This is a genomic window from Pseudomonas sp. PDNC002 (assembly GCF_016919445.1).
In the GTDB taxonomy this organism is placed as follows: Bacteria; Pseudomonadota; Gammaproteobacteria; order Pseudomonadales; family Pseudomonadaceae; genus Pseudomonas.
The window spans coordinates 3122201-3147299 of sequence record NZ_CP070356.1; the positions used below are offsets into that span (position 1 = coordinate 3122201).

The window sequence follows — 25099 nt, forward strand, 5'->3', positions numbered from 1 at the left end:
ACTGCCACGCCAACGGGAGATCGCCATGTCGACTGATAGGCTCGTCACTGCCAGGCCCACCAAGGACCTGACCCTGATCTTCACCAGCATCCTGGTGATCGCCTTGACGGTGGTCGGCTTGATGACCTTCCCCGACCAGGCGAAGGTGTTGGCGGATCAACTGTTCAACGGCGCGACCAAGACCTTCGGCTCGCTGGTACAACTGCTCGGCTTCGCCTGCGTGCTGCTGATCGTCTGGCTCGGCCTGAGCAAGTACGGCAACATCCGCCTGGGCGAGGGCCGCCCGGAATACAGCAACACCAGTTGGGTGTTCATGTTCATCTGCGCCGGCCTCGGCTCGGCCACCATGTACTGGGCGTTCATGGAGTGGGCTTACTACTACCTGACGCCGGGCCTGGACATCGCCGCGTCCAGCAAGCAGGCGCTGGAATTCAGCATTGCCTACTCCTTCTTCCACTGGGGCGTGACGCCCTGGGCGATCTATGGCATCGCGTCGCTGGCCATGGCCTATCACTTCCATGTACGGCGCAACAAAGGTCTCAGCCTGGCGGCGGTGATCGAGGCGATCACCGGCTTCAAGGCCCAGGGTCCGGTTGGTCGCGTCATCGATCTGATCTTCCTGTTCGCCACCTTCGGTGGACTGGTGCTGACCACCACCCTGACCACCTCCACGGTAGCCAAGGGCCTCTCCGACCTCACCGGCATCGCCGACGGATTTGCCCTCAAGGCCCTGCTGGTACTGCTGGTGACGGTGGTGTTCTCGCTCAGCTCCTACATCGGCATCGCCTCCGGCATGCAGCGCCTCGCCAAGCTCGCCTGCGGCCTGACGCTGGCGTTCGCGCTGGTGGTCCTGCTGGTGGGGCCGACGCTGTTCAGCATCGGCAACATCACCAATGCCATCGGCCTGACGCTGCAGAATTTCATCCACATGAGCCTGTCCACCGACCCCACCGGCAGCGGTGAATTCTCCCGTGGCTGGACGGTGTTCTACTGGCTGTACTGGATCACCTACACCCCCGGCGTCGCCATTTTCGTTACCCGCGTCTCCCGCGGCCGGACCATCCGCGAAGTGGTGCTGGCGATGATCCTCGGCGGTTGCGGCGGCTGCTGGTTCTTCTTCGGCAGCCTGCAGAGCTTCGCCATCCACCAGTTCATCGCCGGAGTCGTCGACGCGCCGGCGATGCTCAGTGGCGCAGGCGGTGAGGCGGCGGTCTCGTTGCTGTTGAGCAGCCTGCCGCTGGGCAAACTGTTCTCGGTGGTGTACTTCCTGCTGATGCTGGTTTTCCTGGCGTCGCACCTCGACGCCGTGGCCTACACCGTGGCGGCCACCAGCACCCGCAACCTGCGCGAAGGCGAAGATCCTTCACCGAGCCTGCGCCTGTTCTGGTGCCTCATGCTCGCCGCTCTGCCGCTGGCGATGCTCTACATCAACGCCTCGCTGAACACCCTGAAGACCGCCGTGATCCTCACTGCGATCCCGTTCATCTTCATCCTCATGGTGAAGATATGGGGCCTGCTGCGTTGGCTGCGCGAGGATTACAGCGGCCTGTCCGCGCAGGCCATCAGTGAGCAGTCGCGTCGCCTGGCCGCCGCCGAACCGGTGCCGCTGGCCAGTGCGCCGGGCGTGCCCGCTGCCGTGGAAGTCACTGCATGAAGATCGTCGAAGTAGAAGCCATCTGGCTGCGCGTGCCGGCCCTCGACCAGCCGTGCGAGTGGGGAGAGGATGCGCTGATCGTGCGCATCCACACCGATACCGGCCTGGTCGGTATCGGTGAAACGGACAGCTCACCCGCGGTGGTCAAGGCGCTGATCGAAACCCCGGCGTCCCATGAAACCTGCCAGGGCCTGCGCCAGGTCCTGCTGGGCGAGAACCCGCTGGAGATCGACCGTCTGTGGAAGAAGATGTACCGGCAGACGGAGTACGTCGGCCGGCGCGGAGCCGGTATCCACGCCATCAGTGCGCTGGACATCGCACTGTGGGACATCGCCGGGCAGCACTACGGCGTGCCGGTCCACACCCTGCTCGGTGGCAAGTACCGCGAGCGCATTCCGGCCTATGGCACGTTCATTCCGCGTGCCACCGACGCCGCCAACCGAGACCTCGTGGGCAGCCTGCTGGCGCAGGGGCTGCGCAGTATCAAGCTGGGCGGTGGCGGCTTTGGCGAGAACCCGGAGCGGGACAAGCGCCTGCTCCGACTGGTGCGCGAGGCGATCGGCGCCGAGGTGCAGTTGCAGATCGATCTGGTCGGTCGCTGGGGCAATGCCGCCCACGCCCTGGCGCAGTGCGATGCACTGCGCGAGTTCAACCTGGGCTGGATCGAGGAGCCCTTGCCCGCGGACGATGCGCGGGGGCTGGCCTATCTCGCCGAGCATGCCGGGATACCGGTGTCCGGCGGGGAGGGCCTGGCCACCCGTCACGAGTTCAGAGATTTTCTCGAACGCACGCGGCCCGCCATCGTGCAGCCGGACATCACCCGTTGTGGTGGCATCAGTGAGATGCGCCACATCCATGAACTTGCCCGCCAGCACGGTGCGCGCCTGGTGCCGCATGGTTTCAGTACCGGCATCCTGCTGGCGGCGACCACGCATTTCCTCGCGGTCTGCGAGTTCGGTGACCTGATCGAGTACTCGCAGAGCGACAGTCCGTTGTTCCGTGGCCTGGTGAAGAACCTGCTGCCGTTGGTGGACGGGCAGGTGCCTGTGCCTGACGAGCCGGGCCTGGGCATCGTGCTCGACGAAGCGATGCTTGAACGCTATCGGGTCCGGTGAGGGGAGTCGCCATGAGTGAACTGATGATCGAGCGCGCCGAAGTCTTCGTCTGCGCTCCTGAACGCCCCGGCTCCACCTGGACGCCGGAGCAGCCCGAGCCCTGCACCACCCATACCTTCCTGCGTCTGACGACGCAGGAGGGCCTTGTCGGCTGCGCGGCCACCGACTCCTACACCAGCCATTACCCCGACGCCGTGCTGGCGGAAACCCTGCGCGATCTGTTGCCCGAACTGCCGGGGCGCTCCGCCCACCAGCGCCAGGCGCTGTGGCAACTGCTGCGGCCCAAAGCCTATGCCCGCTCGGCCCAGGCGCAGGCACTGATCGACGTGGCACTGTGGGACATCGCCGCGCAGGCGGCCGGCAAGCCGCTCTACCAGTTGCTCGGCGCGCATCGATCGAGCATCCAGGCCTACGCCAGCACGCCGGTGCTGGCCAGTCCGGAGGCCTACGTCGATTACGTCGAACAGTGGATGGAACAGGGGTTTCGCGCGCTCAAGTTCCATTGCTGGTGCGACCCGCGCCGTGACCGCCTGCTGCTTGAACAGGTGCAGCGCGCCCACGGTGACAAGGGCTTGGCTTTGATGCTGGATGTCGAGCAGCGCTACGACCTGGAGCAGGCCCTGGAGATCGGGCAGGTGCTCGAAACGTTCGGCTATGCCTGGTTCGAGGCGCCGCTGGATGACTATGACCTGGCTGGCTACCGCGAGCTGAGCCATCGCCTCCAGGTGCCGGTGCTGGCTGCTGGCAATGCGATCACCGATCCGCTGTTGGTGGACTACGCGCTACAGCGCCAATGCTGGAGCCGCGTCCGGGTCGATGCCATGACTTGCGGCGGGATCACTCCCGCCCTGGCGATCATGCGCAATGCCGCCGCCCACGGTGTGTTGGCGGAACTGCAGAGCTGGGGGCATTCCCTGGCGCAGGCGGCCAACCTGCACCTGATGCTGGGGCAGGCGAACTGCACCTACTTCGAGCAGGCCTGCGAGTACGAAGCCTTCGAGTTTGCCACCTTGAATCCCCTGCGTGCCGACGCGACGGGGCATGTGCAGGCACCACAGCGGCCTGGATTGGGGCTCGAAATCGATTGGCCGGAGATCGAGCGCCACGCCTTGCAGCGCCTGAGCGTGTGAGCCGCTGCGCGTGGAAGCCCACGCGCAGCCAGTTTTCAGGTCGACAGCTGGTTGGCGAACTGGCCGACCGCATCGACCACGCGCTGGGCGCTGTCCTGGATCTCGATGATCACCGTGCCGGCCTGGCCGGACAGTTCGAGGCCCAGTTCGGCCTGCTGCTTGCCGCGGTCGATCATCGCCACGGCCTCGCCGGCGAGGTGCTGGTTCTGTTCCACGACCCTGGTGATTTCCTCGGTCGCCGCGCTGGTGCGCGAGGCGAGCTGGCGCACCTCGTCGGCGACCACGGCGAAGCCGCGTCCCTGGTCGCCCGCGCGCGCCGCTTCGATGGCCGCATTGAGGGCCAGCAGGTTGGTCTGGTCGGCGATGCTGCGGATGCTCTGCACCAAGGCGCCAATGGCCTGGGACTGGCGGTCCAGCGCCTCGATGCCCTGGGCGGCCTCCTGCATGCGTGCGGCCAGTTCGTTCATCACGTTGACCGTCTGCTGCACCACGGCGGCGCCTTTCTGTGCGCTGTCATCGGTGCTGCGCGAGGTATCGAAGGCGATGGTCGCGGCCTGGGCGACGGCGTTCTCGCGGTGCACCTGCTCGGTGATGACGGTGGCGAACTTGACCACTTTGTAGAGCCGGTCGTGGGCATCGATGATCGGGTTGTACGACGCCTCCAGCCATACCTCGTGGCCACGGCTGTCGACGCGCTTGAAGCGGTCGGCGACGAACTCTCCGCGCCGCAGCTTTTCCCAGAACGCCTGGTATTGCGCCGAGTTGTATTCCGCCGGCTCGCAGAACATGCGGTGATGCTTGCCCTGGATCTGCGCGAGGCTGTAGCCCATGGCATTGAGGAATCGCTCGTTGGCGGTGAGCACTTCGCCCTGCAGATTGAATTCGATCACCGCGGTGGAGCGCTGCAGCGCCTCGATCAGGTTCTCGTGCTCGCGGGAATTCTCGATGGTGCGGGTCAGGTCGCTGGCATGGATGGAGAAGCGCTGGACCACTCCGGCGCTGTCGTGCACCGGCTGCAGGATCGAGCGCAACCAGGCCTCTTCGCCATCGCCACGCAGCAGCCGAATCACCCCGGCCAGGTGCTCGCCGCGTTCGATGGCGTGCTTCACCCGCAGGTGGAAGTCGAGGCCGCGCACGTGGTCGGGAATCAGGTCCAGCAGCGGACGGCCCTTCAACTGATCGGCGCGGTGGAGCATTTCCTTCTCGAAGTTGGCATTCACGGATTCGATGCGTCCTCGGGGATCGAGGAACAGCACGAGCATTTCCTCATCGAGGCTGGCGCGGATCTCCTCGACGGAGGCGAGCTCTTCACGCAGGGCGGCCAGTTCCTGCTTCAAACGCGAGTTGAACATTCGGGGGCATTCTCTAATGGTGAGGCACGAAGGCTGCTGCCGATTCGTTTCACCATTGCATCGGCCGACACGGCCATGACTTTAGCCCCGGATGAGTTGGCGCAGGCCGCGTGCCGCAAGGCCTGACGCCAGTTTTCAGGCAGTCGTCGAGAACTCCTGGCTGATGGCGATGGCGGCGCGCAACTGTTCGGTGTCCAACGGCTTGTGCAGCAGTTGGCTACCGCTGGCGGCGGCTTCGCGCAGGTGCTCGGGGGAGGTGTCGCCGGTGATGATCAGCGCCGGCACCTTGCGCGACAGGTAGTTGCGGATGCGGCGGATGGCATCGACACCGTTCTGGCCTTCACCCAAGCGATAGTCGGTGAGGATCAGGTCCACCGGCGCGCGGCCGCCATGGCTGGCTTCGATGTGGCGTTGGCAGGCGAGCAGCGCGCTGGTACCGGGGTAGACCCGATGGCCCCAGATCTCCAACAGGCTGCACAGTGCGTGCAGTACATCGAGTTCGTCTTCCACCACCACGATGCCCAGGCCTGGCCCGCGCTCGCTTGCCGGAACCGGGACCGGTGCGCTCGGCAGCGGCTGCTGGGCCAGCGGTACACGCAGGCTGAAGCAGCTGCCACGGCCGGGCAACGAATCCAGCGCCAGGCGATGGCCGAGCAGGCGCGCGGTGTGGCGCACGATGGCCAGGCCCAGGCCGAGCCCCTGCTTGCGGTCGCGCTCGGCGTTATGCAGCTGGACGAATTCGTCGAAGATCACCTCCCGCTGGCTCGGGTGGATGCCCATACCGCTATCGATCACCTGTATCTCCAGCTCGCGGCCGCGCCGCCGGCAGCCCAGCAGCACGCCGCCGTCGCGGGTGTAGCGGAAGGCGTTGCTCAGCAGGTTTTCGAGCACGCGCCTGAGCAGCAGTGGATCGCTGTCCACCCACAGTCGGCTGCCGCGCACGCGCCAACCCAGGTTGCGTTCGCTGGCGGTGCCGGCGAACTCATCCTGCAGGTCGGCGAACAGCGTTTGCAGCGGAATCGGCTCGCGCGCGACCGGTACCACGCCGGCGTCCAGGCGCGAGATATCCAGCAGGCCGTTGAGCAGGTCGCCCAGGTTGCCGAGCATGGCGCGCAGGCGCGTGGCGATGTCCCGTGCCTGGCGGGCGTCCACCGGCCCGCGTTCGGCGAGGGCGGAGAGGGCGCCGACGAACAGCCCGAGGGCGTGGATCGGCTGGCGCAGGTCGTGGCTGGCGGCGGCGAGGAAGCGCGACTTCGCCTGGTCGGCGGCGCGGGCGCGATCGCGCTGCGCACGCAGGTCCTGGACCAGCTCGGAGTTCTCCTGGCGCAGGCGGATGGTCTCGCACAGGCTGCGGTAGGTCACCCGGCTGTAGTACAGGTTGACCCCGGCCAGGCAGGCGATGAAGAAGCTGTAGGTGGCGTGCTGCTCGTCGGCGACGCTCAGGCACAGAACCAGCACGGGCAGCAGCATCGCCATCAGCGAGCCGATGTAGGCCGGCGGATAAGCCGATAGCGAGGGCACCGCACCGCACACCAGGCCGGTGAGCACGATGCAGGTGAAGGCGAACAGCTGCGGGTCGCCGTGGACGAAGCCGGCCCAGCCCAGCCAGCCCCACAGCAGGCTGCTGGCCCAGGACAACAGTGTGTTGGTCCACAACCAGTTTTTTTCCCGCGTGCGCGCCGGGGCTTGCCGGAAGTACGCGCGTGCCAGGACAATCCGCCCCAGCGTGAGCGCGTAGAGCGCGGCCAGCCAGTAGATCATCGCTGTCGGCGACAGGGCGTTGCGGAAGATGAACAGCACCGGCAGGGGAATCACCAGGTTGGCGAAGAGCACGGCGTACGACTGGCGGAACAAGAGATCGACCAGGTCGCGCTGCTGCAGGCTGTTGTGCATGGTCGAAATGCCTCAGGGAGACGAGTGATGGAAGGGATGCGCGAACTGAGGGTGTTCATCGCCGATGACCACGGCATCGTACGCGATGGCCTGCGCCTGCTGCTGTCGACCCTGGAAGGCGTCGAGGTGATCGGTGAGGCGGCGGATGGCCGGCGCCTGCAGGCTGTGTTGGAGGAGCAGCGCGCGGACCTGCTCCTGCTCGACCTGAACATGCCTGGCCTCAATCGCCTGCAGTTCATCCACGGATTGCGCTTGCGCCACCCGCGCCTGAAGATCCTGGTGCTCACGGCCAACACTGAACTGGCCACCGTACGCTCGGTACTCGACGCCGGGGTGCACGGTTACCTGAGCAAGGGGGAGGACACGGCGGAGCTGCTCGAGGCCATCCAGGCCCTGCGCAGCGGCCAGCATTACCTGGCGCGCAGCCTGCGCTTCCTGCTGGAAACCCCGACCGCACGTCCGCAGGGCGATGCCGACCTGCTCTGCGCCGTGGAACTGACCCGGCGCGAGCGGCAGATCCTCACCCTGGCCGCCCAGGGCCGCAGCGCACGGGAAATCGCCGAACACTTCAGCATCAGCCCGCTGACCGTGCGCAAGCACCGCGAGAACCTGATGCGCAAACTCGACCTGCACAGTACCGCCGAGCTGGCGGCCTACGCCGTGCGCCTGGGCGTCCCCAGCGCCTGAATCGAGCCTGTGCCTTGCCTGCGTGCGCATGCTGCGCGTCCTGTAGGTGAGCCGTTCGACAGAGACTAGCGTCCCGCACGCAGGGAAAAAATACGGCAACTGCCGTATGTGCCTGACCTGCCGCGCTCCCTAACCTTCCCGACATGGACCAGGCGCCGCCTCGATGCGCGCCGGCCGATACCCGATCAAGGGAAGGATCACACCATGACACTGCCTGCCTACTGGGCCTCGTTCGCCGTGGCGACGCTGGCCTTCGCCTGCATGCCCGGCCCGGCCATCCTCTACATGACCTCGCAGACCCTGGCCCATGGTCGCCGCGCCGGCCTGCACGCCGCCCTGGGCATCCACCTGGGTTGCTACGTACACATCTTTGCCGCCAGCGCCGGGCTCGCCGCGCTGCTGCACCATGCACCGAATCTCTATCTCGCGCTGAAGTTGGCGGGTGCTGCGTATCTGATCTGGCTCGGCGGCTCGATGATTTTCGGCGGCCGCCGGTCCGACCACGGCGAGGGCGTGGAAACCCGCCCGAAGGTGCTGCGCGACAGCATGGTGGTGGAGATACTCAATCCCAAGACCGCGCTGTTCTTCCTCACCTTCTTGCCGCAGTTCGTCGACCCGGCCGCCAGCCTGCCGATAGGGCTGCAGTTCTTCATCCTCGGGATGATCGTCAACCTGGTGTTTTCCACGGCGGACGTGCTCGCCGTGCTGTTCGCCTCGCTGTTGCTGGGCGCGCTGGGACAAGGCCGTGGGCAGCGGGTGATGCCGCGAGTGTGCGGTTCGATTCTGGTGGGGCTGGGCGTGATGCTGGTGGCGCGGGGCGGGCCGGTGTGACGCGGGAGGGGGAACGGGGCGCCGCACCCGGAGCAGGGCGCGGCGCGGGCGAAGCGGATCAGTCTTCGCGGCTGGTCACTTCCACCAGGTGGTAGCCGAACTGGGTCTTAACCGGACCCTGGACGACGTTCAGCGGCGCGCTGAACACGACCTGGTCGAACTCACGGACCATCTGGCCCGGACGGAAAGTACCCAGGTCGCCGCCGCTGCGGCCGGACGGGCAGGTGGAGTTGTCGCGAGCCACCTGGGCGAAATCAGCGCCGCCTTCGATGGCAGATTTGAGTTCATTGCACTTGGCTTCGCTGGAAACCAGGATGTGACGGGCGGATGCACGGGCCATGGGATAACTCCTGAACAGGCAGTAGGAAAGGGCGAAGCCTAGCCGATTCCGGGCGCGAACCCAATGCCGGTTGCCCGGCGGTTCTCCGACCTTTGTAGGAGCGGACTCTGTCCGCGATTGTCTTCCCGGCCGCTCCGAGCTGGCTGGCGGCACATCGCGGACAGAGTCCGCTCCCACGCAAACCCCGCCCTCAGACGCCGAACACGTCGCTCAGATGCTGCTGGTAGCGCTGCACGTCGCCCTCGATGTTCGGGCGCTTCATCACGTCCACGCTGAGGAAGGTCGGCAGCGGGCTCATGCCCAGGAACTGGTTGGCCTTGTGGAAGGGGAAGTACACCGCGTCCACACCCTTGCCCTCGAAGAAATCGGTCGGGTCGTCGAACGCCTGCTGCGGCGCGTTCCAGGTGGCCGAGATCATGTACTGCTTGCCCTGCAGCAGGCCGCCGCTGCCGTACTTCTGCGAGGCGTCGGAACGGGTACGGCCGTCGTTGGCGTAGAGGCTGCCGTGGCCGGCGGTGAACACTTCGTCGATGTACTGCTTGACGGTCCAGGGCGCGCCCATCCACCAGCCGGGCATCTGGTAGACGATGATGTCGGCCCAGAGCATTTTCTGCACTTCTTCCTGGATGTCGTAGCCGCCGTCGATGAAGGTTTCCTTCACGTCGAAACCGGCACGGTCGAGGTGGGCGATGGCCGCCTCATGCAGGGTGGCGTTGTAGCGGCCGTCGGAGTGGGCGAATTGTTTGCCGCCATTGATCAGCAGAATCTTTTTCATGAGAGGGCTCCGCAAAAGAGTGGGAATCTGTGAAGGATGAGAAATTCGATGACGGCAGAATATCGAGCGCGGCACGGCGGAAAAACCCGCTCCCGGACAATTGATCCGTGCGTGAGAATCAAGAATGTAAAGGTTTGATTTGCGTCAGGATGACGCAATCTTTCCACCCACAAGGACGCCATCCGATGCACGCCTTCATCCTCCAGGCCCACACCCTTCCGGAAAAATCCCAGGCCTTCGAAGACCTGTTCCGCACCTACCTGACCCCCAGCCGCGCCGAAGACGGTTGCATCCAGTACCACATGCTGCGCGACGTGAATGATCCGACCCTGTTCACCTTCTTCGAGGTCTGGCAGAGCCGTGAGCACCTGGCCGTGCACAGCGCGCTGCCGCACATGCGTGAGTTCCACGAGCGACGCATGGAATACCTGCGCCGCGATTTCGCCATCCAGGAAGTCGAGGTGATGGACCCGCGCTGACCGGGGCCCAGGCCACCGCCTTGTTGCTTCATCGGCAGCAGATGCCAGCCGGCGAGCAGCGAGGCGCGTACCGCCAGCAGGAAGGTAAAGCAGAACGCGGGAATGGGTTTGAGCACTGCGACCTCCCGCCGTGGCTCGGACATTGTTCAGGTGCCTGAGGTGTCCGATAGGTCGGGCGGCATACAATTGCAGTCGGGAGCGCCCTTGCCTTGCGCCAGGCTCCGGGGAAATTTTCCGGCCCGGCAGCGGGCAACTTTTTCCGGAGATTTCCGCCGGCATGCGTCAACGGAACCTGTGCGCGCTGCCCGCAGCCAAATGCCGAGAAATCACGCATCATTGAGCCCTTTCCACCTCCGGAGCCGTCCATGCCCAGCCAGTCGTTCCTCCTGCGCAGCCTGCTGTTGTCGCTCGGCCTGTGTGCCGCCGCTTCCGCCAGTGCGAGCGATCAGGATCAACTGCTCGAAGCCATCAACGCCTACCGTGGCGATGTGCAGTCCTGCGGCGGAGAGGCGTCCCAGGTACTGCCGCCGCTGTCGCCGGATGCGCGCCTGGCGCTGCCGGTCTCGGCGGGGGAATGGAAGGCCGCGCTGAACCAGGCCAGCTACCCCATGAGCAGCGTGCGCATGCTCAGCCTGACCGGCCCGCGCGATGTGACCGCGGCCATGAAGGCCCTGCAGGAAAGCTTCTGCCAGGTCCTGCTCGATCCGCAGTTCGTCGATGTGGGGATCGTCCGCGAAGGCGATGACTGGCGCGTACTGCTCGGCCGCCCATTGCTGCAAAGCAAGCTGGGCACCTGGCAGGCCGAGGGGCAGCAGTTGTTGCAGGCGATCAACGCCGCGCGCGGCAAGGGCCACCAGTGTGGCGGGCAGGCCTTCGGCCCGGCTCCGGCGCTGAGCTGGAACGCCACCCTGGGCGGTACCGCCGAAACCCACAGCCGTGACATGGCCAACAACAACTACTTCGACCACAAGGGGCGCGACGGCAGCACGCCGGGGGATCGCGCGGAACTGGACGGCTACGCCGGCCAGCGCATCGGCGAGAACATCGCTGCGGGGCAAGGCAACGCACAGAAGGTGGTGGACAGTTGGCTGGCCAGCCCCGGCCATTGCGCCAACCTGATGAACCCGCAGTACAGCGAACTGGGCGCGGCCTACGCGGCGGACCCGAAGAGCGACGCGGGCATCTACTGGACGGCCATGTTCGGCTCGCCCTGAGCCATCAGCGGCTGCCGGCAGCGAGGCCGCTGGCGCCGCGTTTCACCTTGGCCGCCAGCACCTGCGCCTCGATGGCCTTGAGTGTGGCGCCACCGGCGGGAAACTCGAACACGCCGCTCTCGGCGAGGGTGCCGACGCGCTCGCCATCGTTCAGGGTGAATTCGACGAAGGCCAGGTGCTCCGACCAGGAACGGTAGCGCCGCACCATGAACAGGCTGTGGCGGGAGCGGACCGACTGGATATTCGCCAGCGCGATCCGACGATGGCTGTCGCTGCCGCACAGCACCAGTTCATCGTCGTGGATGAACGCCGGCTGGCTCCGCGCGATCCGGCCCCACTCCACGGCGAAGCGGCAGCCCAGCAGAAGCAGGACGACGGGGACCGCCGAGAACAGCGTAATCGCACCGCTGGCCAGCTTGATCACGCAGAAGACGCCGAGTGCGAGGAGAATCAGCAGGGTCATGGCCCGGTAGAAGTGAACGTTGTCGAACTCTGTCTGGGGCAATAAACGGACATCCATGCTGCATTCTCCTGCGGCTACTGCGGCGACGTTTCATCAGGCAGAGCTTTTAGCAGAGTACGAGCCGGATGCTGTGCGAGGCAGGTCACAGGGCCGTACCAGCCGGAAAAAGAAAAACCGGCGCCTGGGCGCCGGTTTCTCATGTGCCGCGCGGGAGTCGCAAAGACTTCCCGCCCGAACCTGCCACTCAGTGGGCCTGGTTCAGGGTCAGGCGCATCTGGCGGTTCACATCCTTGTACAGCAGGTAGCGGAAGCGGCCGGGGCCACCGGAGTAGCAGGCCTGCGGGCAGAAGGCGCGCAGCCACATGAAGTCGCCGGCTTCCACCTCGACCCAGTCCTGGTTCAGGCGGTAGACCGCCTTGCCTTCCAGCACGTACAGGCCGTGCTCCATCACGTGGGTCTCGGCGAACGGAATCACGCCGCCCGGCTCGAAGTTCACGATGTTCACGTGCATGTCATGGCGCATGTCGGCCATGTCGACGAAGCGGGTGGTGCTCCAGCGGCCTTCGGTATCCGGCATCACCTTCGGCTCGATGTCCTGCTCGTTGGTGACGAAGGCTTCGGGCAGCGGAACGCCGTCGACTTTCTGGTAGTGCTTGCGGATCCAGTGGAAGCGGGTGTGCTGGCTGCTGGTGTTGCGCACCTTGTAGTCGGCGCCCGGCGGAATGAACGCGTAGCCGCCCGGCTTCATGGTGTGCACTTCGCCCTGCAGGGTCAGGCTCAGCTCGCCTTCGACGATGAACAGCACCGCCTCGGCGTTGACGTCCTGCTCGGGCTTGTCGCTGCCGCCCTGGGGCGCCAGCTCGACGATGTACTGCGAGAAGGTCTCGGCGAAGCCCGACAGCGGGCGGGCGATGACCCACATGCGCATGTTGTCCCAGAAGGGCAGGTGGCTGGTGACGATGTCACGCATCACGCCCTTGGGGATCACGGCATAGGCTTCGGTGAACATGGCGCGGTCGGTGAGCAGCTCGGTCTGTGCCGGGTGCCCGCCGTGCGGCGCGTAATAGGTGGATTTGGCCATGGGGTAGTTCCTCATTGTTGTCTTGCTGCCCGGCGCGTCTGGCGCCGTGGTGAGCAATTGGTGCAGAGCGGCGCGCTTGTCGGTGCGCTGGCCGTCGCTGGAAGCCACGATATCCAGCGGAGTGTTCATGCACAAATTAAATGTTGGAATCCGCTGTATTCGATTTTCAAATGCTTGTCAGCCTTTCGTATCCTGCGCCAGAACCCGCGACAGTACCCGCGCCAGCTCCTTCACCATGGGATCGACCGCCGGCCGGTGCAGCATCGCCACTTCGAACACGTCCACCGAGGGTAGCCCGATATTCTTCGGCAGCACGGCGTGCCCCGCCGTCACCGCGCGCTGCGGCAGCAGGCCGATGCCCATGCCGTCGGCGATGGCCGACTGGATGCCGGAGAGACTGGAGCTGGTGAAGCTGATGTGCCAGCGCCGGCCGATGGATTCCAGCGCGGCGATCATCTCGTCGCGGTACACCCCGCGCGGCGGGAAGGTGACGATGGGCAGCGGGTCCAGTTCGATGCAGGCGTTCTTCGCGCTGTCCACCCAGCGCGTTTTCTCCGGCCAGCAGGCCACCGCCTCGCGGGCGTTCTGCCGCTGCTTGAGCAGCACCAGGTCCAGCTCGCCGCGGTCGTAGCTGGCGGAAAGGTCGCGGCTCAGCCCGCTGGTGACCTCCAGCTTCACCTGCGGATACGCCCGGTTGAACGCCGCCAACTGCTCGGTGGTACGCCCGGTGGCGAAGTCGTCCGGCACGCCGATGCGCACTGTCAGCGCCACGGTGGCGCCGGACAGCGCCTCGACCATTTCATCATTCAAGGCCAGCAGCCGCCGCGCATAGCCCAGCAGCGTGCCCCCGGCATCGGTGGGCAGCACATCGCGATTGCCGCGCTCCAGCAGCCGGTGCCCAGCCATTTCCTCCAGTCGGCGGATCTTCTGGCTGACGGTGGATTGGGTGGAGTGCAACCGCGTCGCCGCCGTGGTGAAGCTGCCGCAATCGGCCACCGTGACGATGGCACGGAGCAGGTCGAGGTCGAAGAGGCGGGTATTGGGTTTGTCACTGTCGCTCATGGCGGTATTGGTTTTTTGAATGCTGATGGTGCATTTAACCGTCCGGGCGCCGGACGGGCAATGTATCCATCACCTGAAGGAGCAATTGTCTTTCTCGGGGAAGCCCGTGCCGATGCTTTTCCCTCACCCCAGCCCTGGCTACGCGCCCCGCTCCTGAGGGAGAGGGAGCCGTCCGTGCCCGCTGGCGCCGAAGTTTCATCCTGCACCGAACGGTCCCCTCTCCCCCTGGGAGAGGGTTAGGGTGAGGGCCGACCCAAGCGCAGTGGCATCTCGTAGCAGCGAGCTTGCTCGCGAACGAGGTTTCCGGCGGTGCCGGCGTTCGGCGACTCGCGAGCAAGCTCGCTCCTACACATACGGCCGAAACCTGGCGCGGGTTCATTCCGACACACCGCCAATTTTCCTACCGCGATCTAGACTCCAGAGGCTGACCATATCCGGGGGATCCACACGGAGAGCGTCACCATGAACCGTCTACCGATATCCCTGCCGGTGCTGGCCGCAGTCGCCGCGTTATCCGGTTGCATGAGCAATGAAGAGTTCCTCGCCTCCAACCAGCAGGCCGCGATCAAGGCCACCGAGTCGCGGGCGAAGTTCGAAATGAACTGCGAGGCGGTGACCAGCAGCGTGCTGTCGAGCAAGGTCACCAGCGTGCGCCGCGCCATGGAGCGTACCGAGTACACCATCGGCGTGCGTGGCTGTAACAAGCAGGTGACCTACATCACCTACTGCCTGAATCCGGAAACCTGCAACGCCATCGCCGATACGGCGCGGATGGGGGCGCCGTAAGGTTCGCCGGGGTGGGGAGTTCGTGGTCCATCCTGGAGTTCTTCCTTGCGCGACTTAGGCGCTTGCGGATCTGCGTACGGCAGCCTTATTGATTTCCCGACAATTTCCGCAGGAAGGGGCGAGGGTCCATGGCCATTTGGCAACCATGGTCTGCCGAGGCGTCCAGCCAGGCCACCAGCCGCTTTGCTGTTTCGGCGTCTTCGGGTTGCTGGGTGCTACCGAGGATGTATTCGGCCTCGGCTCTGAATTGCGCCTGAGATAGCGCAACGATCTCGGTAGAGCCTGCCCCGAAGCACTGGCTGGCGTCTTGCGGAAAGGGGTAGTAAGCCTGCGCAGGATCGCTTCCGGCGAGGGATGATGACAGCGCCCTCAATGCCGCCTGATGTTCGGGACTGGCATCGTCAAACCGAAGATAGGAGCGGTCGCATTTTCTGAAGTTCATGACCGCGGCAGCCACAAAACCTTTCTCTGCCCAGGACTCCAGCAGCGTGCACGCCTGGCTTCGTTTCCCGGTGTCACTGCCTGGCACATTCAGTATGAGCTGCGCCTGGTAGAACGCGGCGGCCGGGTGCCCGAGTTCGGTAGCTTTCTGCAGTTCGGCATTGGCGCTGTCTATCACCACCTCCAGCTTTCCCGCAGAGAAGCCTTTGCTATCGGAGAGTATCTGCTGGGCTTGCTCCAGGTTTGAACGAGCCTGTTCATAGTGCTGCTCTGCAGCAGGAGAAAGAGTACTGGCGAACACCGGAGCACAGTGGATTGCCAAGCCGAAGATGAAAGAAGAGACGTTAAGGGTACGCATGCTGTCCTTGTCATGGGCGGAGTTTTCCGGCGCTAGCTTGCCAGCTCTCGCCTCAATCCAGCCAGCTATGCCATGCCAGGCGAATCGCACCGTCCTGCAGGGGCAGCAGAGTGAGGTTCGGTGCCTGGCGCAGGTCGGTGACCAGTTGGCTCCAGGCGGCGGAGTCGTCGCTGGGTTCGCGGCGTAGGGTGATGCCGAGGTTCTTCAGGGTGGTTGGGTCTGCCAGCAGGGCGTTCACGCGGGCGGACAGCTGATTGTAGGTTGCGGCGTGCATGGGAGGCCTCCAGGTCGGGGTGGATGAAAAGTACTGTATGTAAATACAGTATTTCTTGTAAAGGCCTGCGTGACCATCGGTAGTTGGCTCTCTGGCAGTTGTGAAAGGGGGAGGCTCTGGCGCGGTGCTTCGGGAATTGGTGGGGCTCGCTGTGGAGGCGCAGCCCTTGGGAGCCGTGGGATTTAGGTTTTGTGCGTCTCTATCGTTCTGAAAATGGAACGCTAGAAGTAATTTTTGCCGTCTGGTGGATCAAGGGTGTCGAAATTAATCTTTGCTCCATGCAGTGACGCACTGCAGAACGAGTCCAAAACCTCCCGGCAACGCCGGTCCCACTGAAAGCAAATCGAGGATTTCACCATGACCAACTTCACCTACAACCGCCTGGACAAAGACAACGCAGCCGTACTGCTGGTCGACCACCAGGCCGGCCTGCTTTCCCTGGTCCGCGATATCGATCCGGACAAGTTCAAGAACAACGTGCTCGCCCTGGGCGACCTGGCGAAGTTCTTCAACCTGCCGACCATCCTCACCACCAGCTTTGAAACCGGCCCCAACGGCCCGCTGGTGCCCGAGCTGAAAGCGCAGTTCCCGGACGCGCCGTACATTGCCCGTCCCGGCCAGATCAACGCCTGGGACAACGAGGACTTCGTCAAGGCGGTGAAGGCCACCGGCAAGAAACAACTGATCATTGCCGGCGTGGTGACCGAAGTCTGCGTGGCGTTCCCGGCGCTGTCGGCCCTGGCCGAAGGTTTCGACGTGTTCGTAGTGGCGGATGCGTCCGGCACCTTCAACGAGATGACCCGCGACGCTGCCTGGCGCCGGATGGAAGCCGCCGGTGCGCAACTGATGACCTGGTTCGGTGTGGCCTGTGAGCTGCATCGCGACTGGCGCAACGATATCGAAGGGCTGGCGGCGCTGTTGTCGAACCATATCCCGGACTACCGCAACCTGATGACCAGCTACAGCGCGCTGACCGCGGGGAAATAAGCGTCCCCCGGACATAAAAAAACCGGAGCCTCGTGAGAGGCTCCGGTTTTTTGCTTGAGCGGGTCGGTTCCCGGGAGCGGGTCGGCCCGCCGGGATCAGCTTGCGGCCTTGATGGGCTCAGGCGCGTCCATCGTCTTGAGCGCCTCCTGCATCACTGGGTCATTGGCGAACCAGCCTTCCACGGAAAGGCCCAGTGTGGACTCGAGCAGCACGCACACGGCCAGTGCTGCATTGACGCCATCTTCATTGGCTTCGCGGATAGTTCTGTCGATTTCTTTTCGCAGATTCATCGTGTCCTGCCTGTGGGGCTATGCCCTCGGTTAAACATGGGGGCGGTGGGAGGGGGCAAGCTGGAGCTCGGCGCCTGGAGGATTGACCATCCATTGCCGCTGCGGGTTCACTTTAGTTCTTATAATCATGGCGGATCTTTCTGATTTAACAATAAGAATCCATCGATCGGCGGCGTTGTGCGCGATGTCGCGCTTTGCTCGTCCTACGCCATTCTTGCCGTACTTCGGCTAGACGTTTTTCTATCTGAATCAGCTTCTCGGAATCCATCTGCAGCAAACGTGCGCCACCAACATGCCGCGCTCGATAGGGTACGGCGTGGACAGGATGAATCGCGTGCCGTGGAATCCTGCATCTGGTGTCCGCAATCGATGGCGTTCGGACGGCGGCTCCTGGCCTCCATTGCGCGGGATGGCTACAACCGGTGCGGGCTTGCACGCGAACTGTCCAGTAGGGGCGCTGCTGGAAAGTCCTGTTCGCGAGCAAGCTCGCTCCTACCAGTCGGTCCGTCGCCTCGACACTCAGTGCTGGTAAGGCACCCAGGTCACGCCCTGCCACTGCAGCACGGACAGCGATTACGTCGGGCCGCGTAGGATTCGCCGGCGGGGGTCGCCAAGATCGCTGCGATGCAGGTCGCGCAACGTCGGAATCACCTGCTGCGACAACCACTGCCGCACGCTGCGATTCTCCGGATGAAAGAAGTGAATCAACGCCGCATACACCGCCGACTCGCTGATCAGCAGCTCATCGACGTAATCGCCGCTGCCGTCGCGCAGCCAGGCGCGGCGGAACTGGTCGTCGTCCAGATTGCGCTCCACGCGCTCGGCCAGATGGGGCGAGCCGATCAGCCAGCCCAGGTCGTGGCCGCAGAACCAGCACTGGTCTTCCAGCAGCGCGGCGCGTAGCAGGCGCTTGTGGCGGATGAATTCGGTGGGGATCAGGACCTCTTCAGACATGGCGCACCTCCGGGATGGAGGAGGAAGAGGGCGGGTACAGCGAAGCGCCTTCGGGGCGAAGACTGGGGGAGAAAGGCATATCCATTACCTCAATGGGTACACCGGTGCTTTCGGGAGCAGTATTGCCGCTACGTGAAGCGTTTCCTAGGCGCTTGCCGCAACGCTATTGATGGCATGGCGCGCGGCCAATCGTAGGGCGCATAACTGCGAAGCAGTTATCCGCCGATTTTCTCACTGCCGTGCCGAAGCATGAGATATGTGACGAGTTATGAGCCCGCATCCGGCGGATAACGCTTCGCGTTATTCGCCCTACAAGTGCGTTGGTTTCGGCGGATTTACCTCCGCTCTGCCGCCCGCACATCCAACGACAAGTCGCCCGCCCAGTCGTCGGTGTAAATGCCTTCGGCCACCGCACGGTGGAATGTGGAGTACGGCCAATCCTTCACCGCCGTCACCCAACCGTGTTTAACCGGGTTGATGTGGATGTAATCGAAGTGCCGCTGGTAGTCCGTTTCATCACGGATCAGATGTTCCCAGTAGCGTGGCTGCCAAATGCCGCGCTCGCCGCGCGTTTGTTGCTCAATGCTCCGTGGTTCGCCATGAGGAATGCGCCGAGCGAAACCGGATTTGATGACCTTCCAGCGTGTGGCGAAATCCGCGTCACCCGGTGGCAGCGTCCACAGGCAATGCATGTGCTCGGGGAGCACGACCCAGGCATCAATCTGGAAAGGGTGGTTGCGTTTGGTCTGGGCGATGACGCGGCGCAGCAGATTGATTTCATGGGTGAGGAGGCTGGAGCGCCGGTCACGTAACGTGACCGTGAAGAAGTAGGTGCCGCCCCGTACCCAGGCGCGTCGATAGTTCGGCATTGGCACCTCCGGGCTCGGTTGGAGTTTGGAGGGTAGCTTGGGGAATCGGCGGATAACGCGGGGCGTTATTCGCCCTACAGAAATTTCAGCCGTTACTTAGTGTTCAAGATCATCGCGAGCGGCAGTTCACGGCTGATTTTCCTTCGGAAAGATGTTTTAGCTTTTTTGCACTATGGTACGGCCAGTTGATCGAAGAAAATGCTAAGGCACCAAAGAGAAGTACAACGGAAAGAGTGGATAGGGCGAAAAAAGTTAATGGGTTCATCTCTTTAGAGGCAAAGGCGTAGAACGCTATTGCGGCGACTATGGCAGCGTAGCTTCCGATTAATAAGCTTATTGTTGATATTATAATTCTGCCGATGATGTCCCATGCGGATATCTTAAATTTTAATCCGCCATTTTCTATTTTTGTGTACGGCGCTGCACGTCTCAGATCGTGCCAGCCTATATTTTCTTGATGTTTGTTGTAGAAGGATAGTAGTTTTTCTCTTCTTTCCTTGTTTGCAGTAATGCCATAAATTTTTTTGAAAGCATATTCGGCTATGAGCTCCCGCAATGCTTCTTTAGTTTCCTTGCTGATTTCTGGGCTTGCTAGTAGGTCCTTTGTTAGGCTGATGTCTTTATCTTTTTTTTCGGAAATATGGGTGTATATTTTGAATGGCTCTTTTTTTAGGAGGTAAACAATGGCCAAAAAAATGAAGGCTGCCCATATGTTTCCGGCGTTTAAGGTTTTTATAAATTCTTCGAGGATTCTATCCAACTTGTTTTCCTTTTTGGTTGAAAATAAAAAGCCCCGCACTAGGCGGGGCTTTTCGTCTTTCTCATCACTGCCCCAAAAATCCATTTCGGTCTACAGCGTTTCTAATGGTCTTGACTTGCGGTGGTGCTACTACTTCCGTCAGTCCCAGCTCAGCGCGCCGCCGGTCTGGTACTCGATCACGCGGGTCTCGAAGAAGTTCTTTTCCTTCTTCAGGTCCATGATTTCGCTCATCCACGGGAACGGGTTGCTGGTGCCCGGGTATTCCTCTTTGAGGCCGATCTGGGTCAGGCGGCGGTTGGCGATGAACTTGAGGTAGTCCTCCATCATCGCCGCGTTCATGCCCAGTACGCCGCGCGGCATGGTGTCGCGAGCGTATTCGATCTCCAGCTGGGTGCCCTGGAGGATCATCTGGGTGGCCTCGTCCTTCATCTGGGCATCCCACAGGTGCGGGTTTTCGATCTTGATCTGGTTGATCACGTCGATGCCGAAGTTCAGGTGCATGGATTCGTCGCGCAGGATGTACTGGAACTGCTCGGCGGTGCCGGTCATCTTGTTGCGGCGGCCCATGGAGAGGATCTGGGTGAAGCCGCAGTAGAAGAAGATGCCTTCCAGGACGCAGTAGTAGGCGATCAGGTTGCGCAGGAACTGGCGGTCGGTCTCCGGGGTGCCGGTTTCGAACTTCGGATCGGAGATCGAGCGGGTGTACTTCAGGCCCCAGGAGGCTTTCTTCGCGACCGAAGGAATCTCGTGGTACATGTTGAAGATTTCGCCTTCATCCATGCCGAGGGATTCGATGCAGTACTGGTAGGCGTGGGTGTGGATCGCTTCCTCGAAGGCCTGGCGCAGGATGTACTGGCGGCACTCGGGGTTGGTGATCAGGCGGTACACGGCCAGCACCAGGTTGTTGGCAACCAGGGAGTCGGCAGTGGAGAAGAAGCCTAGGTTGCGCATGACGATGCGGCGTTCGTCTTCGCTGAGGCCGTCCTTGCTCTTCCACAGGGCAATGTCGGCGTTCATGTTCACTTCCTGGGGCATCCAGTGGTTGGCACAACCATCCAGATACTTCTGCCAGGCCCAGTCGTACTTGAAGGGTACGAGCTGGTTGAGGTCGGCGCGGGCGTTGATCATCTGCTTGTCGCCGACTTGTACGCGGGCGGCGGAGCCTTCGAGATCGTCCAGGCCTTCCTGGATGTCCAGGGCGTCGAGGGCCTGCTTGGCGCGGGCGACGGCGTCGGAGTCGTTGGCGGATACGGCGCGCGCCTCTTCGACGGAGCCAGCGGCGTCGGCGTCGAGTTTGTCAGCGTTCTGCGCGGCGGCCTGGGCGACTGCCGGGGCGGCCTTGGCTTCGGTGGCGTCTTCTTTGTCGAATTCGTCCCAGCTCAGCATGGGGGTCCTCTCCTGGTGGGCCGCTCTGTGGCGGCCTGGTGTCTGGTTGCGTGATGGGTGCACGCTAAAGCTTGAATTTGCGGGGAGGGGTCAAGAGCCCCTCTCCCTAACCCTGACTGCGCGCCCCGCTCCGAAGGGAGAGGGGACTTTGAAGCTGCAGAGTTCTGGCGGTGCCTCGGAGCGAGGCCGCGCTAGGCGCCTGGTAGGTCGGAGCCCCTGAGCGTACGACTGTACGTGATGGGGGCCGACCTGCCGGGCAACGACGCGCGGACCGTTCCGAGGGCCGCTTACTCCATTACTGGCAGGCTTCGCAGTCCGGGTTGTCGATGCTGCAAGCCTGCGGTACCGGCGCCGGCTTCGGCTCTGCAGCCGGTGCGGCTTGCAGGCCTTCGTTGCCACCTGCCGACACGGCGTTCAGCTTGCCGGTGTTGATGGTGGACTTCTCGGTGCTGGTGGCGGCCAGGGCGCGGAGGTAGTAGGTGGTTTTCAGGCCACGGAACCACGCCATGCGGTAGGTCACGTCCAGCTTCTTGCCCGAGGCGCCGGCGATGTAGAGGTTCAGGGACTGGGCCTGATCGATCCACTTCTGGCGGCGGCTGGCGGCGTCGACGATCCACTTGGTCTCGACTTCGAAGGCGGTGGCGTACAGGTCTTTCAGGTCTTGCGGGATGCGCTCGATCTGCTGCACGGAGCCGTCGTAGTACTTCAGGTCGTTGACCATGACCGGGTCCCACAGGCCGCGCGCCTTGAGGTCGCGAACCAGGTAGGGGTTGATCACGGTGAACTCGCCGGAGAGGTTCGATTTCACGTACAGGTTCTGGTAGGTCGGCTCGATGGACTGCGATACGCCGGTGATGTTGGCGATGGTCGCGGTCGGCGCGATGGCCATGATGTTCGAGTTACGGATGCCTTTCTGTACGCGAGCACGTACCGGAGCCCAGTCGAGGGATTCGGTCAGGTCGACGTCGATGTACTTCTGGCCACGGGCTTCGATGAGGATCTGCTGGGAGTCCAGCGGCAGGATGCCCTTGGACCACAGGGAGCCGTCGAAGGTCTCGTAGGCGCCACGCTCGTCGGCCAGGTCACAGGAAGCCTGGATGGCGAAGTAGCTCACCGCCTCCATGGACTTGTCGGCGAACTCGATGGCCGCGTCGGAGCCGTAGGCGATGTGTTGCAGGTACAGCGCGTCCTGGAAGCCCATGATGCCCAGGCCAACCGGACGGTGCTTGAGGTTCGAGTTGCGAGCCTGCGGGACCGAGTAGTAGTTGATGTCGATAACGTTATCGAGCATGCGCACGGCGGTCTTCACGGTCTTCTCGAGCTTGGCGGTGTCCAGCTTGCCGTCGACGATGTGGTTGACCAGGTTGATCGAGCCCAGGTTGCAGACCGCGATCTCGTCCTTGTTGGTGTTCAGGGTGATCTCGGTGCACAGGTTCGAGCTATGGACCACGCCCACGTGCTGCTGCGGGCTGCGCAGGTTGCACGGATCCTTGAAGGTCAGCCACGGGTGGCCGGTCTCGAAGAGCATGGAGAGCATCTTGCGCCACAGGTCTTTGGCCTGGATGGTCTTGAACAGCTTGATCTTGCCGTACTGGGTCAGGGCTTCGTAGTACTCGTAGCGCTCTTCGAAGGCCTTGCCGGTGAGGTCGTGCAGGTCCGGTACTTCGGAAGGCGAGAACAGGGTCCACTGGCCGTCGTCGAACACGCGCTTCATGAACAGGTCGGGAATCCAGTTCGCGGTGTTCATGTCGTGGGTACGGCGGCGGTCGTCACCGGTGTTCTTGCGCAGCTCGATGAACTCTTCGATGTCCATGTGCCAGGTTTCGAGGTACGCGCAGACGGCGCCCTTGCGCTTGCCACCCTGGTTCACGGCGACGGCGGTGTCGTTCACCACTTTCAGGAACGGGACGACGCCCTGGGATTTGCCGTTGGTGCCCTTGATGTAGGAGCCCAGCGCGCGCACCGGGGTCCAGTCGTTGCCCAGGCCACCGGCGAATTTCGACAGCATGGCGTTGTCGTGGATCGCGTTGTAGATGCCCGACAGGTCGTCCGGCACGGTGGTCAGGTAGCAGGAGGACAGCTGCGGACGCAGGGTGCCGGCGTTGAACAGGGTCGGGGTCGACGACATGTAGTCGAACGAGGAGAGCAGGTTGTAGAACTCGATGGCGCGAGCTTCACGGTCCTTCTCTTCGATGGCCAGGCCCATGGCCACGCGCATGAAGAAGACCTGCGGCAGTTCGAAACGGATGCCGTCCTTGTGGATGAAGTAGCGGTCGTACAGGGTCTGCAGGCCGAGGTAGGTGAACTGCTGGTCGCGCTCGTGGTTGATCGCGGCGCCCAGTTTGGCCAGGTCGAACTCTTTCAGCTTGCTGTCGATCAGCTCGAACTCGGAGCCTTTCTCGACGTAGGCGGCCAGGGCCTTGGCGTAGAGGTCGGCCATCTCGTGGTGAGTGGCGCTCTCGGCCACGCCCAGGAAGCCCAGCGCTTCGGCGCGCAGGGTGTCCATCAGCAGGCGGGCGGTGACGTAGGAGTAGTTCGGCTCGCGCTCGACCAGGGTACGGGCGGTCATCACCAGGGCGGTGTTGACGTCTTTCTCGGCGACGCCGTCGTACAGGTTCTTCAGGGTTTCGCGTTCGATCAGGCTGCCATCGACTTCGGCCAGGCCTTCGCAAGCTTCGCGGATGATGGTCTGCAGGCGGCCCATGTCCAGCGGCTGGGTGCTGCCGTCGGCCTTGGTGATGCGGATGCTCGGGTGCGGCTGGGCGATGTCGCTGGCGGTGCCGGCGTTCTTGCGCTCGTTGGCACGGGCTTCGCGGTAGATCACGTAGTCGCGGGCGACTTTCTGCTCGCCGGCGCGCATCAGGGACAGTTCGACCTGGTCCTGGATCTCTTCGATGTGGATGGTGCCACCGGAGGGCATGCGGCGCTTGAAGGTCGCGGTGACCTGTTCGGTCAGGCGGCGCACGGTCTCATGGATGCGCGACGAGGCGGCGGCGGTGCCGCCTTCCACGGCGAGGAACGCCTTGGTGATGGCTACGGTGATCTTGTCATCGGTGTAGGGAACTACGGTGCCGTTGCGCTTGATCACGCGCAGCTGGCCGGGCGCGGTGGCGGCCAGATCCTGTGCGGATTCGGCTGCCTGGGGCGCTACGGCCTGCGGGTTCTCGCGAGTGGTGTCGATTTGCATGGGTGGTTGTCTCCACGTTCTCGTAATGGGTTTGTTGCTGGCACCAGGGGCGCCATTCTCAAAAACAAAGAGTGAAATAAAGAGCGAAAAGAGCGAAAGCCCGCGGCCAGGGCCGCAAGCTGAAAATTCTCTGGAACAGGGGGGATTGACCCGAAGCGCCTCCCTGGCCCAACTCGGGTCCGGCTTTACGGGCCGGGACCACAATACCTAGTGGTGTTGAACGTTACGTTGCAACACCCGTACCGCATTTCCATCGACATGAATCGCTCCTTGCGGGCAGGGCCGCCTGGCACATCAGTACGTCTGGAATACGTTGTGGTGGAACCGGAGGAGCCATGGAAAAGGCTCGCGACTTCGACTTTCTTCTTGTGTCCGGTTCACTGTGGCAACCCCAAGATGTAGGGGTATACCGCAACGGGGATACAAGATAATGCGCTATGGGGGTGTTTGCAAGGCGGGAGGCAGGGGAAAAGCTGTGGATAAAATGTGCATGGAATGTGGGTGAAGCGGGGTAACTCGCGCCAGCCCGTATGGCGTCTGCCTTTCACCGTTCGTCGTGGTCGGCGACAGAATTTTCACACGCTGGGATGGTGCTGCACGGGAAAGAACACTACCACAATATGTAGTGTTTTTGCCGCAGCAGCTCTTGACCTTTTCGGGCAATCCCTGCTTACGCCACCGGCGTGCGGCGGGTGCGGCAATCTGGCTACAATGCCGGCCGCTTTCGCGGG

Annotated in this window: 24 protein-coding genes; 9 read left to right on the forward strand and 15 right to left on the reverse strand. The window is 63.3% G+C overall.

Annotated elements, in window-relative coordinates; genetic code table 11:
- Positions 1-25: 25 nt before the first annotated feature.
- Genes JVX91_RS14420 through JVX91_RS14430 form a run of 3 tightly spaced genes read left to right on the forward strand, consistent with a single transcriptional unit; the run spans position 26 to position 3899 of the window.
- Positions 26-1654, forward strand: coding sequence for a BCCT family transporter (locus tag JVX91_RS14420; protein ID WP_205339839.1), 1629 nt, complete (start codon positions 26-28; stop codon positions 1652-1654).
- Entirely contained in the window at positions 1651-2769 is a 1119-nt protein-coding gene (locus JVX91_RS14425; protein WP_205339840.1) for a mandelate racemase/muconate lactonizing enzyme family protein, read from the forward strand. Before JVX91_RS14420 ends, JVX91_RS14425 begins: the two co-directional genes overlap by 4 nt.
- Positions 2770-2780: 11 nt before the next feature.
- A complete protein-coding gene (locus JVX91_RS14430) occupies positions 2781-3899 on the forward strand; it encodes a mandelate racemase/muconate lactonizing enzyme family protein (protein WP_205339841.1) in 1119 nt (372 codons plus the stop codon).
- Between the two features lie 35 nt (positions 3900-3934).
- Here the strand turns inward: JVX91_RS14430 and JVX91_RS14435 are convergent, their stop codons facing one another.
- Together JVX91_RS14435 and JVX91_RS14440 are read right to left on the reverse strand one after the other, a co-directional pair.
- Complete coding sequence (locus JVX91_RS14435) at positions 3935-5251, reverse strand: methyl-accepting chemotaxis protein (RefSeq protein WP_205339842.1); 1317 nt, start codon at positions 5249-5251, stop codon at positions 3935-3937.
- 135 nt (positions 5252-5386) lie between these two features.
- Complete coding sequence (locus tag JVX91_RS14440) at positions 5387-7144, reverse strand: hybrid sensor histidine kinase/response regulator (protein ID WP_205339843.1); 1758 nt, start codon at positions 7142-7144, stop codon at positions 5387-5389.
- Positions 7145-7171: 27 nt separating this feature from the next.
- Between JVX91_RS14440 and JVX91_RS14445 the strand changes: the two genes are divergently transcribed.
- A complete protein-coding gene (locus tag JVX91_RS14445) occupies positions 7172-7831 on the forward strand; it encodes a response regulator transcription factor (protein ID WP_205339844.1) in 660 nt (219 codons plus the stop codon).
- 204 nt (positions 7832-8035) lie between these two features.
- Complete coding sequence (locus JVX91_RS14450; RefSeq protein ID WP_205339845.1) at positions 8036-8662, forward strand: LysE family translocator; 627 nt, start codon at positions 8036-8038, stop codon at positions 8660-8662.
- A gap of 58 nt (positions 8663-8720) precedes the next feature.
- Here JVX91_RS14450 and JVX91_RS14455 read toward each other — a convergent pair whose 3' ends face one another.
- Both JVX91_RS14455 and JVX91_RS14460 read right to left on the reverse strand, forming a co-directional pair.
- Complete coding sequence (locus JVX91_RS14455; protein WP_205339846.1) at positions 8721-9002, reverse strand: peptidylprolyl isomerase; 282 nt, start codon at positions 9000-9002, stop codon at positions 8721-8723.
- Positions 9003-9192: 190 nt separating this feature from the next.
- Positions 9193-9777: an NAD(P)H-dependent oxidoreductase gene (locus tag JVX91_RS14460; RefSeq protein ID WP_205339847.1), complete on the reverse strand. Its 585-nt coding sequence runs from the start codon at positions 9775-9777 to the stop codon at positions 9193-9195.
- A 185-nt stretch (positions 9778-9962) separates the two neighbouring features.
- Between JVX91_RS14460 and JVX91_RS14465 the strand changes: the two genes are divergently transcribed.
- Together JVX91_RS14465 and JVX91_RS14470 are read left to right on the forward strand one after the other, a co-directional pair.
- A complete protein-coding gene (locus JVX91_RS14465) occupies positions 9963-10256 on the forward strand; it encodes a putative quinol monooxygenase (protein ID WP_205339848.1) in 294 nt (97 codons plus the stop codon).
- Positions 10257-10621: 365 nt separating this feature from the next.
- Positions 10622-11470 carry a CAP domain-containing protein gene (locus JVX91_RS14470; RefSeq protein ID WP_205339849.1) on the forward strand — a complete coding sequence of 283 codons (849 nt, stop codon included), beginning with the start codon at positions 10622-10624 and terminating at the stop codon, positions 11468-11470.
- Between the two features lie 4 nt (positions 11471-11474).
- Here the strand turns inward: JVX91_RS14470 and JVX91_RS14475 are convergent, their stop codons facing one another.
- The 3 genes from JVX91_RS14475 to JVX91_RS14485 all read right to left on the reverse strand — a co-directional run bounded on the left by JVX91_RS14475 (position 11475) and on the right by JVX91_RS14485 (position 14076).
- On the reverse strand, positions 11475-11990 hold the full coding sequence (locus JVX91_RS14475) for a hypothetical protein (RefSeq protein WP_205339850.1): 516 nt from the start codon (positions 11988-11990) through the stop codon (positions 11475-11477).
- Between the two features lie 187 nt (positions 11991-12177).
- Positions 12178-13014 carry a bifunctional allantoicase/(S)-ureidoglycine aminohydrolase gene (locus tag JVX91_RS14480; protein ID WP_205340015.1) on the reverse strand — a complete coding sequence of 279 codons (837 nt, stop codon included), beginning with the start codon at positions 13012-13014 and terminating at the stop codon, positions 12178-12180.
- A gap of 177 nt (positions 13015-13191) precedes the next feature.
- On the reverse strand, positions 13192-14076 hold the full coding sequence (locus tag JVX91_RS14485; RefSeq protein ID WP_205339851.1) for a LysR family transcriptional regulator: 885 nt from the start codon (positions 14074-14076) through the stop codon (positions 13192-13194).
- Positions 14077-14538: 462 nt separating this feature from the next.
- Here JVX91_RS14485 and JVX91_RS14490 point away from each other — a divergent pair, with 462 nt between their 5' ends.
- Positions 14539-14862 (forward strand): hypothetical protein, encoded by a 324-nt coding sequence (locus tag JVX91_RS14490; protein WP_037014990.1) that lies wholly within the window; start codon positions 14539-14541, stop codon positions 14860-14862.
- Between the two features lie 85 nt (positions 14863-14947).
- On the opposite strand, the gene JVX91_RS14495 is transcribed toward JVX91_RS14490, so the two are convergent.
- Both JVX91_RS14495 and JVX91_RS14500 read right to left on the reverse strand, forming a co-directional pair.
- Positions 14948-15661 (reverse strand): hypothetical protein, encoded by a 714-nt coding sequence (locus JVX91_RS14495; RefSeq protein WP_205339852.1) that lies wholly within the window; start codon positions 15659-15661, stop codon positions 14948-14950.
- Between the two features lie 52 nt (positions 15662-15713).
- On the reverse strand, positions 15714-15935 hold the full coding sequence (locus tag JVX91_RS14500) for a DUF1654 domain-containing protein (protein ID WP_024763117.1): 222 nt from the start codon (positions 15933-15935) through the stop codon (positions 15714-15716).
- Positions 15936-16292: 357 nt separating this feature from the next.
- Between JVX91_RS14500 and ycaC the strand changes: the two genes are divergently transcribed.
- The gene (ycaC, locus tag JVX91_RS14505) at positions 16293-16922 is read left to right on the forward strand and encodes an isochorismate family cysteine hydrolase YcaC (RefSeq protein ID WP_205339853.1); all 630 of its coding nucleotides are present in this window, start codon (positions 16293-16295) and stop codon (positions 16920-16922) included.
- 95 nt (positions 16923-17017) lie between these two features.
- Here ycaC and JVX91_RS14510 read toward each other — a convergent pair whose 3' ends face one another.
- From JVX91_RS14510 to JVX91_RS14535, 6 genes are all read right to left on the reverse strand, one after another.
- A complete protein-coding gene (locus JVX91_RS14510; protein WP_205339854.1) occupies positions 17018-17212 on the reverse strand; it encodes a hypothetical protein in 195 nt (64 codons plus the stop codon).
- 573 nt (positions 17213-17785) lie between these two features.
- Complete coding sequence (locus JVX91_RS14515; protein WP_205339855.1) at positions 17786-18166, reverse strand: phage antirepressor; 381 nt, start codon at positions 18164-18166, stop codon at positions 17786-17788.
- Positions 18167-18501: 335 nt separating this feature from the next.
- A complete protein-coding gene (locus JVX91_RS14520; protein ID WP_205339856.1) occupies positions 18502-19035 on the reverse strand; it encodes a transposase in 534 nt (177 codons plus the stop codon).
- 109 nt (positions 19036-19144) lie between these two features.
- A complete protein-coding gene (locus JVX91_RS14525; protein ID WP_205339857.1) occupies positions 19145-19879 on the reverse strand; it encodes a hypothetical protein in 735 nt (244 codons plus the stop codon).
- A 54-nt stretch (positions 19880-19933) separates the two neighbouring features.
- Positions 19934-21181 carry a ribonucleotide-diphosphate reductase subunit beta gene (locus JVX91_RS14530; RefSeq protein WP_045217833.1) on the reverse strand — a complete coding sequence of 416 codons (1248 nt, stop codon included), beginning with the start codon at positions 21179-21181 and terminating at the stop codon, positions 19934-19936.
- A gap of 295 nt (positions 21182-21476) precedes the next feature.
- The gene (locus JVX91_RS14535; protein WP_205339858.1) at positions 21477-24368 is read right to left on the reverse strand and encodes a ribonucleoside-diphosphate reductase subunit alpha; all 2892 of its coding nucleotides are present in this window, start codon (positions 24366-24368) and stop codon (positions 21477-21479) included.
- Between the last annotated feature and the right edge of the window lie 731 nt (positions 24369-25099).

Excerpts from the sequence above, each read along its gene's own strand:
- JVX91_RS14515 (WP_205339855.1), bottom strand. The coding sequence starts at position 18,166 with ATGTCTGAAGAGGTCCTGATCCCCACCGAATTCATCCGCCACAAGCGC.
- JVX91_RS14525 (WP_205339857.1), bottom strand. The coding sequence starts at position 19,879 with ATGGATTTTTGGGGCAGTGATGAGAAAGACGAAAAGCCCCGCCTAGTG.
- JVX91_RS14460 (WP_205339847.1), bottom strand. The coding sequence starts at position 9,777 with ATGAAAAAGATTCTGCTGATCAATGGCGGCAAACAATTCGCCCACTCC.
- JVX91_RS14510 (WP_205339854.1), bottom strand. The coding sequence starts at position 17,212 with ATGAATCTGCGAAAAGAAATCGACAGAACTATCCGCGAAGCCAATGAA.
- JVX91_RS14470 (WP_205339849.1), top strand. The coding sequence starts at position 10,622 with ATGCCCAGCCAGTCGTTCCTCCTGCGCAGCCTGCTGTTGTCGCTCGGC.
- JVX91_RS14535 (WP_205339858.1), bottom strand. The coding sequence starts at position 24,368 with ATGCAAATCGACACCACTCGCGAGAACCCGCAGGCCGTAGCGCCCCAG.
- JVX91_RS14435 (WP_205339842.1), bottom strand. The coding sequence starts at position 5,251 with ATGTTCAACTCGCGTTTGAAGCAGGAACTGGCCGCCCTGCGTGAAGAG.
- JVX91_RS14420 (WP_205339839.1), top strand. The coding sequence starts at position 26 with ATGTCGACTGATAGGCTCGTCACTGCCAGGCCCACCAAGGACCTGACC.
- JVX91_RS14455 (WP_205339846.1), bottom strand. The coding sequence starts at position 9,002 with ATGGCCCGTGCATCCGCCCGTCACATCCTGGTTTCCAGCGAAGCCAAG.
- JVX91_RS14465 (WP_205339848.1), top strand. The coding sequence starts at position 9,963 with ATGCACGCCTTCATCCTCCAGGCCCACACCCTTCCGGAAAAATCCCAG.
- JVX91_RS14440 (WP_205339843.1), bottom strand. The coding sequence starts at position 7,144 with ATGCACAACAGCCTGCAGCAGCGCGACCTGGTCGATCTCTTGTTCCGC.
- JVX91_RS14445 (WP_205339844.1), top strand. The coding sequence starts at position 7,172 with ATGGAAGGGATGCGCGAACTGAGGGTGTTCATCGCCGATGACCACGGC.
- JVX91_RS14530 (WP_045217833.1), bottom strand. The coding sequence starts at position 21,181 with ATGCTGAGCTGGGACGAATTCGACAAAGAAGACGCCACCGAAGCCAAG.
- JVX91_RS14495 (WP_205339852.1), bottom strand. The coding sequence starts at position 15,661 with ATGCGTACCCTTAACGTCTCTTCTTTCATCTTCGGCTTGGCAATCCAC.
- JVX91_RS14490 (WP_037014990.1), top strand. The coding sequence starts at position 14,539 with ATGAACCGTCTACCGATATCCCTGCCGGTGCTGGCCGCAGTCGCCGCG.
- JVX91_RS14520 (WP_205339856.1), bottom strand. The coding sequence starts at position 19,035 with ATGCCGAACTATCGACGCGCCTGGGTACGGGGCGGCACCTACTTCTTC.
- JVX91_RS14425 (WP_205339840.1), top strand. The coding sequence starts at position 1,651 with ATGAAGATCGTCGAAGTAGAAGCCATCTGGCTGCGCGTGCCGGCCCTC.
- JVX91_RS14475 (WP_205339850.1), bottom strand. The coding sequence starts at position 11,990 with ATGGATGTCCGTTTATTGCCCCAGACAGAGTTCGACAACGTTCACTTC.
- JVX91_RS14480 (WP_205340015.1), bottom strand. The coding sequence starts at position 13,014 with ATGGCCAAATCCACCTATTACGCGCCGCACGGCGGGCACCCGGCACAG.
- JVX91_RS14485 (WP_205339851.1), bottom strand. The coding sequence starts at position 14,076 with ATGAGCGACAGTGACAAACCCAATACCCGCCTCTTCGACCTCGACCTG.
- JVX91_RS14430 (WP_205339841.1), top strand. The coding sequence starts at position 2,781 with ATGAGTGAACTGATGATCGAGCGCGCCGAAGTCTTCGTCTGCGCTCCT.
- ycaC (WP_205339853.1), top strand. The coding sequence starts at position 16,293 with ATGACCAACTTCACCTACAACCGCCTGGACAAAGACAACGCAGCCGTA.
- JVX91_RS14450 (WP_205339845.1), top strand. The coding sequence starts at position 8,036 with ATGACACTGCCTGCCTACTGGGCCTCGTTCGCCGTGGCGACGCTGGCC.
- JVX91_RS14500 (WP_024763117.1), bottom strand. The coding sequence starts at position 15,935 with ATGCACGCCGCAACCTACAATCAGCTGTCCGCCCGCGTGAACGCCCTG.